This window comes from Algoriphagus sp. (assembly GCF_024642405.1).
GTDB lineage: Bacteria > Bacteroidota > Bacteroidia > Cytophagales > Cyclobacteriaceae > Algoriphagus.
Genome location: NZ_JAHEBC010000026.1, coordinates 19536 through 26152 on the forward strand (window position 1 = coordinate 19536; position 6617 = coordinate 26152).

The 6617-nt window shown below is 36.2% G+C and carries 4 protein-coding genes and 1 pseudogene; 2 read left to right on the forward strand and 3 right to left on the reverse strand.

Annotated elements, in window-relative coordinates; translation table 11 throughout:
- Both Q0L68_RS03865 and Q0L68_RS03870 read left to right on the forward strand, forming a co-directional pair.
- Positions 1-306, forward strand: a pseudogene (locus Q0L68_RS03865) (cysteine protease); the annotation flags it as partial.
- Positions 296-3163 (forward strand): PAS domain-containing hybrid sensor histidine kinase/response regulator, encoded by a 2868-nt coding sequence (locus Q0L68_RS03870; RefSeq protein WP_296699594.1) that lies wholly within the window; start codon positions 296-298, stop codon positions 3161-3163. The pseudogene Q0L68_RS03865 and the gene Q0L68_RS03870, both read left to right, overlap by 11 nt.
- Before the next feature lie 15 nt (positions 3164-3178).
- Here Q0L68_RS03870 and Q0L68_RS03875 read toward each other — a convergent pair whose 3' ends face one another.
- From Q0L68_RS03875 to Q0L68_RS03885, 3 genes are all read right to left on the reverse strand, one after another.
- Positions 3179-4471: a dihydrolipoamide acetyltransferase family protein gene (locus tag Q0L68_RS03875; RefSeq protein ID WP_296699596.1), complete on the reverse strand. Its 1293-nt coding sequence runs from the start codon at positions 4469-4471 to the stop codon at positions 3179-3181.
- Between the two features lie 94 nt (positions 4472-4565).
- Complete coding sequence (locus Q0L68_RS03880; protein ID WP_296699598.1) at positions 4566-5816, reverse strand: competence/damage-inducible protein A; 1251 nt, start codon at positions 5814-5816, stop codon at positions 4566-4568.
- A gap of 19 nt (positions 5817-5835) precedes the next feature.
- The coding region (locus Q0L68_RS03885; protein WP_366938344.1) for an SDR family oxidoreductase at positions 5836-6617 on the reverse strand (782 nt) is incomplete at its 5' end.

Below are 6617 nucleotides of genomic sequence, written 5' to 3' on the forward strand. Positions count from 1 at the left end.
ATTGTGAATGGGAAAGGCGATATTGTATCTGGTAAATCAACTGCGATAGAAGCGTTAAGTTTGCCTCCACTTAAAAACCATATTTACAGAGAGACTATATTATCTGATAATTTCCGGATTTCAGATTTTAACCTTTTTAACAGCAAGAGTCTTCAAGTAAGGGAAATGGCGCAGTCATTCTTATTGAAAAAGGATGTTAAATTTTTATTTGAAAATGAAATTAATTTAAAAGCTGCCCTAGCGACTCCATTCCATTTCACGGATTGGTATTTAATTGAAATAAACCCAATTGAAAATGGAAAATAAAAAAGAAAACAATCTAAGCTTTTTACTGACAACTGCGCTTGGGGTTTTCCTTGTTTTCCTTGTAATTGCATTAGGGGTAAGTTTTTATTTCGCCATTTCTGATACACAATTAGATTCCAGAAAAGTATTTTTAAGCAAGCAAACTGAGTTGGCCGCTAGGGAGCTAGAAGTAGAAATGGTGGGTTTTGAGGAAGATGTGAAAAGTTTGATGAATTTTTTGGAGGATGAAGACTTAGATGAAGAGGATTACCGAAAGGACCTTACTACCGTGTCTCGGAAAGTTGTTAATAATTATCCGGGATTGGTTGATTCTATATGGATTAGTTTTCCAGATTCTGCCATATTTTTTACTATGACTGATCGAAACGATTTCTTAAGACAGCCTTTTGATGGAATAGTCAAAGATAAATTTTCGGAGAACTCGAGTGTTTACAAAAGTAATTCCTATGGAATGGAAGTGGTTTTTGGTTTGAATCTGGAGGATTTTACCAAGCAGTTTGTCGAAAATTATTACCTGAATTCAGAAGGGGGGAAGTTTTTATTGATTGGAAATCAACTAACGGATTTAAGCCCTTCATCCCCAAAAGAGCAGATTAATTTTGATGAAAATAATCTAATTAAAATCAAAAATGATATTGCGTTAGGACTTAAAGGCATGTACGAAATGGAGTGGACCACCGCAAATGGTTCGGTAGATGGAGTCTTAGTCCAGTACCCTTTTGATTTTGGGGAGATTCTGGAAAATGCCTCACTTCTTTTCTTTATAGAAACAGAACAGCTTTCAGCGGGTGTTTATAATACATATCTATGGCTGTTCTTTGTCCTGATTTTATTGCTTTTAGGGACTATAGTGTTTTTTATAGTTTCATTAAGAAATAATCTAAATTCTCAGAGACAGCTGGAAAAGAATTCTAGAGAAATTTCAGAATTATTTGATCAGCAAAATCTTCTTTTGAAAGAGCTTAATGGGTTTGTTTATTTCCATAACCATAAAGGCGAAATCACCAGAGTGAGTGATGAAGTGGAGGAAATTTTGGGTTCGCCCAAAGATGTTTTTCTTCGCGAATTTTTACCAGATAGTACAAATAAGGATGTTGTCAATCTTAAAAAGATAGTTTATGAAGCTCTGAATTCAAAAACCTCATTACTGGATTTTGAGTATGACTACGTTAGGCCAGATCAGAAGAAAATAAGAGTTAAAATATTCGAAAAGCTAATTTTCGATGAAGAGGGTAGGTTTAATGGTGGTTTGGGGATATGTACCGATATCACGGTTCAATTTCAAGCGAGTCAGCAGCTGATTGTTAGTGAAAATCGATTGAGAACTGTGCTTGAAAATATTCCAGATGTAATTTTTATTTATGATAATCTCGGAAATGTAATAGACTTCCACGTAAAGGAGAAAATTCCTGGTTGGGATGCGTCTTCGTTAGGGAAAAATATTTCCGTTTTGCTACCACCTGATCAAAAAGATGAAACCATACTTGCCTTTGAATCAGCCCGAAAAACGGGTAAAATACAGACCGTCAATAGAAAACTAGACCTTCAATCTGGAACTAGATACTTTGAAATAAGGTACTTTCCATTGGATGAAAACCGCATGATGTCTTTAGCCAAAGATATTACGAGTCAAAAAATTTGGGAAAAGGGTTTGGTTGAAGCCATGAACGCTGCTGATGAAGCGAGTCGAGCCAAATCTGAATTTTTGGCAAATATGAGTCATGAAATTCGGACTCCCATGAATGGTTTGCTCGGGATAATTGATTTGTTGGAATTGACTAAGCTAGATGCGGATCAAAAACAGTATTTGGAAATAATCAAAAACTCTGGAAATTCTCTTTTGGGAATAATAAAGGATATACTTGATTATTCTAAAATTGAGGCAGGTAAAATGGAAATCAATAATATTTCTGGAAAGCCAGCTGAGGAGTTAGAAAAGCAAATTCAAATTTTTTATGGATTAGCTCAAAAAAAGAATTTAAAAATAAATACAGATATAGACCCTCAAGCTTTTGAACTTTTTGAGACTGATTTTGATAAGATTAATCAAGTAATCCTAAATCTTGTTGGAAATGCTGTCAAATTCACTCCAATGGGAGGAAAAGTAGATATTTCAATGGAAGTTGAAAAAATTGAGGATGACTTATTTTATTTAAAAACCAGCGTACAGGATAGTGGGATAGGAATTCCAAAAGATTTGATCCCATCATTGACAGATCCCTTTTTTCAGGTTGAAAGCTCAAGTACCAGAAGTTTTCAAGGAACCGGATTAGGGTTAGCCATCGCAAAAAGAATAGTCGAACTGATGGGAGGAGAATTGGTTATTTCTAGTGTTTTAGGGGAAGGGTCCATGTTCTCATTCTCTGTGTTATTAAAAAAGACTAAGTTAGACGCCCTTAAAGGTACCATGAACTCAGCTGATGAACGAGTTAATTGGTTCGGAATGGCAAAAGATTATCCCTTAAAATTGCTTTTGGCTGAAGATAATGATTTGAATCTTCAACTGATGAAATTAATGTTGGACCAGCTGGGGTATTCTTTCGATGAGGCTAGAAATGGTCTTGAAGCTTTAGAAATGGTGATTAATAATGACTATGATCTGATTTTAATGGATGTTCAAATGCCAGTAATGAATGGACTTGAAGCAACCAAAAAAATTAGAAAAAAGCCAGATAAGAAAAAATTATTCATCGTTGGTTTGTCTGCAAATGTTTTCGATGAAGATCAAAAGAAGGCCTTGGAAAGCGGTATGGATGACTATTTAACAAAGCCTATTCGCCTAGTTTCCTTAGCAAAAAAATTGGAGCTCTTTTACTTTAGAAAACATCAAAAACAGTATAGTGAAAAACCAAGTTGAAATCTTGGTTTTCAATTACAAGGAAGTGTTTAGATCGAAGGCCTCTAAATAATCTGCAACTCTTTTCACAAACATCCCTCCAAGAGAGCCATCCACCACGCGATGATCATAGGAGTGGGAAAGGAACATTTTATGCCTAATGGCAATCACGTCTCCTGTGGGGGTTTCTACTACTGCAGGTTTTTTGACAATTGCTCCAACAGCCATGATGGCCACTTGAGGCTGCATAATGATTGGGGTTCCGAGTACATTTCCAAAAGAACCAACATTCGAGACGGTGTAAGTTCCACCACTCAGATCATCTGCGGAAAGCTTATTATTTCTAGCTCTATTGGCAAGATCATTCACTTGTTTAGAGATTCCCACTAAATTCAATTGATCTGCTCTTTTGATTACTGGAACAATTAAATTCCCACTTGGTAATGCTACAGCCATTCCAATATTGATATCTTTTTTCTTAATGATTTTATCGCCATCAATGGAAATATTGATCATTGGGAAATCTCTGATTGCTTTTGAAATCGCCTCAACAAAGAATGGGGTGTAAGTAATCGATTCTCCAAACTTTGATTTGTATGCAGCTTTATTTTTTTCTCTCCAAAGCACAATATTAGTCATATCTGCCTCTACAAAAGAAGTAACATGGGCAGATATCCTTTTGGAATCTATCATTCTCTGAGCAATCATTTTCCGCATTCGATCCATCTCGATGATTTCGTCAGAAGCAGAAATGCTTATTTGAACTTTAGGCTCAGAGATGGAATTCACAGGCTTAATATGATTAGTATCAGATTTTCGGGTTTCTAAATAGCTAAGCATATCCTGTTTGGTAACACGACCATCTTTTCCAGTACCAGGAATTTTCGAAAGCTCTGATTTTGAAATACCCTCTTCTTTTGCAATACTTTGTACTAAGGGAGAATAAAAACGATCATCAGAAATTTTCTCTGATGGAGAGGAATTAGCTGAAACTAAAGAAGCCGTATTTTCGGGAGCTGCTGCTAACAATTCTTCTTTAGGATTTGACACTTTTACATCTATTAATGCAGCAGAAGAAGCTATTTCGCCTTCGGTTTCAATAATTGCAACAGGTGCACCTACGGCAACGACGTCCCCTTCTTTAACCAATATTTTTTTTAAAACTCCGGCATGAGTGGAAGGGACCTCAGTGTCGACTTTATCTGTAGCTACCTCTAAAACAGATTCATCTTGTTCGATGGATTCTCCTTCTTTCTTTAGCCAATTCAGAATTGTTCCCTCTATGATACTTTCGCCCATTTTGGGCATTAGCATTTCTACACTTGCCATAATCTTCTAAATAATTAAATTGGGTATATTTTCAACTTTTAAAATTAAATTTTATTGGGATTCATCCCAAACCTTTTGATAAAAATTTAATTTGCTATTTCCTGGAAAAACAAATTCTAAACAGATTTAAAACAGCAACAGCTGTCAATTGTATGTTTAACATTCTGTCCTGCGTAAGTTGCAATTTTTTTGTTTCAATAAAACCATTTCCAGCGCATGCAATCCAGACAGTTCCAACAGGTTTACTTTCCGTCCCACCGTCTGGGCCAGCGATTCCACTACTAGCTAAACCAAAGTCTGAATTAAATAGCTTTCTTACACCAGCAGACATTTCCTTTACGGTTTGTTCACTTACCGCTCCAAATTCTTTAAGAGTTTCGTCATTAACCCCTAAGATACTGTGCTTAAATTGGTTATGATAAGGAACCACGGCACCTTGAAAATATGCGCTACTTCCTGCCACACTTGTGATTAAATGTGAAACATAACCTCCTGTGCAGCTTTCAGCCAAAGCTAGGGTTTTATTACTTTTCTTCAAAAGCTTGCCAATTGCCGATTCCAGTGTTTCTTCATTATAACCATAGATATATTCTTTTATCTGGGGAAATACAAGATTGATCTGTTCTTGAATCTCTTGTTCTAAGCTTGTTTTGTTTTCACCAAAAGCTGTTAACCTGAGTTTGACATGTCCAAGAGAAGGAAGGTAGGCAAGCTTAATATGTTGCGGTAAAGCATTTTCCCAATCTCTAATAAGATCAGAAAGCCAACTTTCCCCTATACCTACTGTTTTGATAACTTGATGCACAATAACAGGTAGATCAAATAATTCAAAAAGTTTCGGTAATACAAAATCCTTGATGAGTTTCTTCATCTCATGGGGAACGCCAGGCATTGACATCCAATAGGTATTATTTCTTTCAAACCACATTCCTGGTGCTGTACCTACTTCATTTGGGACATAAGTACAACAGGATGGTAAGTGACCCTGTAAGATATTTAATGGAGTGATTTCTCTTCCTCTTCGCTTAAAAAAGCTTGTGACTGCCTCAACAGCTTCAGGGAATTCGATAATAGGGCAGCTAAAATATTCTGCCATCAAAGGCTTTGTTAAATCGTCTTGAGTGGGGCCTAAACCTCCCGTTATTAAAACGATATCTGCTCTACCTTCTGCTTTTGAGAATGCTTCAAGAATATCTTCTCTATTATCTCCCACAGTTGTTCTCCTAACAACTCTTACTCCGATTAAATCTAACTCTTGACTAATCCAGTGACTATTGGTATCTATGATTTGTCCATAGAGTAATTCATCACCAATGGCAATAATTTCTGCTTTAACAGTTTTCATGAAGGTTATTTGCTTGGTATTATCTGACTTTCGCTTTTAAAAGTATTTTGGAGAAGATTCCTGGCACAAATCTCTTTAAATAAATTGCCAATACTTCTTTGCCTCCAATATAGATTTCTTCTTTTTTCTTTTTAATCCCTTTATAAATTTGATTTGCGCATTCTTCGGCACTCATTCCATTGGCTTGAGCATCATCCATCTGATTGAGTGGTTTTCCATCTGCTGTCATAGCATTTACGGAGACATTTGTTTTTATAAAACCGGGACAAATCATTGTTACTGAAATATTATCTTCAAAATGCTCTGCTCTTAAAGAATCAAAATAGCCATGAAGAGCATGCTTGGATGCTGAATAGGAGGACCGGTATGGAGATCCTATTATACCTACAAGAGAACTTGTCACACCGAATTGTCCTGATTTTCTAGCTTTGAAATGAGGTAAAATTGCTTTTGTCAATGCAATCGTACCAAAAAAATTAACCTCCATTATTTTTCTATCCACTTCAAGTTTAGTCTCGATAGCTAGTGATCGCTGACTAATTCCTCCATTGTGAAACATTATGTCTATTTGTCCAAAGAGATTAATAGCTTCATTAGCTTTTTCAAGAACTTGATCTGTATCAGCAAGGTCTAGGGGTAAAACCGCACAATCCTCAGGAAATTGGCAGGTTTGCATCACTTCATTGAGATCTTCCTTCTTCCGGGAGGATAGGATAACAGAATAGCCCTCCTTTGAGAATTTTCTAGCTGTAGCAGCACCAATTCCGGAGGATGCTCCAGTAATCCAAATGACAGGTTTCG

What these genes read in the sequence shown, in the direction of transcription:
- Q0L68_RS03870 (WP_296699594.1), top strand. Translation starts at nt 296, where the DNA reads ATGGAAAATAAAAAAGAAAACAATCTAAGCTTTTTACTGACAACTGCG.
- Q0L68_RS03880 (WP_296699598.1), bottom strand. Translation starts at nt 5,816, where the DNA reads ATGAAAACTGTTAAAGCAGAAATTATTGCCATTGGTGATGAATTACTC.
- Q0L68_RS03875 (WP_296699596.1), bottom strand. Translation starts at nt 4,471, where the DNA reads ATGGCAAGTGTAGAAATGCTAATGCCCAAAATGGGCGAAAGTATCATA.